Genomic DNA, 1,718 nt, shown 5'->3' with positions numbered 1-1,718 from the left:
TGTTTAGGGTTGTAGGACGCCTGCCCGAATCCGCGTGCAAGCGAACTCGCGCAGAAGCAGGCGGGCAGGCGTCCTACAAGCCCCAAGGGAGGAAACCGCGGAGTGCTCCGATGTGATCGAAACGTTCACTGCTATGGCGATTTATCAGGGCGGATCGTGCGTGGGATAGATTGAAACGCGGATGACGGTGAACCTAAATCGGCAAGATCGTGGCAGCGACAGTGCAGCGTATTGCTATGCGGAGGGTTTGACGAGCGCCAAACTGCTCGTTTGGTGCGATGCGCGCAAGCGTCTCCTATAGGCTCTCGTTGCCGAAGAGCCGACAGTCGATCGGTGCGCGCTGACATGATGGCGCTCATGCGTCGGCTCGCTCAACCGGTGGCGCCCGGATAGGTCTGCTACGTTGCAGTATGTCGATGATGATCATCGGCGAACCGCAGTGCCGGCACACAAAGGTTGACGGTACTGCGGCTGTGGCTACGACGTCGGCATTGGTTTCGATAAGGGCAGGCACTACGCCAAGCAACTCGCGTATCTTCGCGAGATTCTCGCGCCGCGAAGGGTTCGCGAGCAGACCGTAATGACGGATGCGGTGGAAGCCGCCCGGCAGCACGTGCAGCAGGAAACGTCGCACGAACTCATCGGCTTCGAGTGTCATGGTCTTGTTGCGTGTGCGTCCATTCACACGGTAGTCCTTCCAACGGAAGGTGACGCCGCGTTCGTCGAGCGCGACCAGGCGTTGGTTGGAGATCGCGACCCGATGCGTGTAACGCGACAGATAGGCGAGCACTGCTTTGGGTCCCGCAAATGGGCGTTTGGCGTACACCACCCATTCACATGCTCTCATCGGCGCAAGCCATTGTGTGAAGGCTGTGAAATCGTTGAGCTCGGCGTATTGGCCGAAGAAACGCAACTGACCCCGGCGACAGGTGGCCTCCAGCTCTTCGAGGAAGCGTCTGCGGAACAGGCGCGAGAGTACGCGCACTGGAAGGAAGAAACCTGGCTTGCAAGCTAGCCACCGGCTTCGGTCCGGCGACAACCCACCACCGGGAACGATGCCATGCACATGGGGATGATGCGTGAGCGCGGAGCCCCAGGTATGCAGGACGAGCGTGGCGCCAATCTGTGCCCCGAGATGCTTCGAATCGGCCGCGATAGTGCGCAACGTCTCGGCTGCGATATCGAACAGCAGCCCGTAGATGACGGCCTTGTTGTAATACGCAATCGCGCTGATCGCAGCCGGCAGCGTGAAGACGACGTGGTAGTACTCGACGGGCAGGAGATCTGCCTCACGCGCTTCAAGCCATCGGCGCGCAGCGGTAGCCTGGCACCTTGGACAATGTCTATTGCGACATGAGTTGTAGGCGATCACGACGTCGGCGCACCCTTCGCAGAGCAGCACGTGCCCTCCCAGCGCCGCGCTGCGGCACTGTTCGATCGCCGACATGACCTTCAGTTGTCCCAGGCTCAGGTTAGCGGATTGCCGCCACGTTGGGCCAAGAGAGCGAAAGACGTCGGCTACCTCGAGCGCGCGATGCACCACGAAGGCGACCTATTCGCGATTCAAACCCTCAAGAGGGCTGATCACCTCACGCAGAATATCGGTGGCGACCTGGGCATAAAGCGCTGTGGTCTCAAGCTTCTTGTGCCCAAGCATGACTTGAATCACGCGGATATCGACCTTCTGTTCCAGTAGATGAGTGGCAAAGCTATGGCGC

General features: G+C 60.0%; 2 protein-coding genes. Both read right to left on the bottom strand.

The annotated features are described in order from the left end of the window. Positions 1–355: 355 nt before the first annotated feature. Positions 356–1,543 carry an IS91 family transposase gene (locus BSU04_RS02135; protein ID WP_089159041.1) on the bottom strand — a complete coding sequence of 396 codons (1,188 nt, stop codon included), beginning with the start codon at positions 1,541–1,543 and terminating at the stop codon, positions 356–358. A 9-nt stretch (positions 1,544–1,552) separates the two neighbouring features. Then, the coding region (locus tag BSU04_RS02130; RefSeq protein ID WP_179258176.1) for a tyrosine-type recombinase/integrase at positions 1,553–1,718 on the bottom strand (166 nt) is incomplete at its 5' end.

The organism is Caballeronia sordidicola (assembly GCF_002220365.1).
GTDB classification, from domain to species: domain Bacteria; phylum Pseudomonadota; class Gammaproteobacteria; order Burkholderiales; family Burkholderiaceae; genus Caballeronia; species Caballeronia sordidicola_C.
This window is presented reverse-complemented; position numbering and strand designations above follow the sequence as displayed.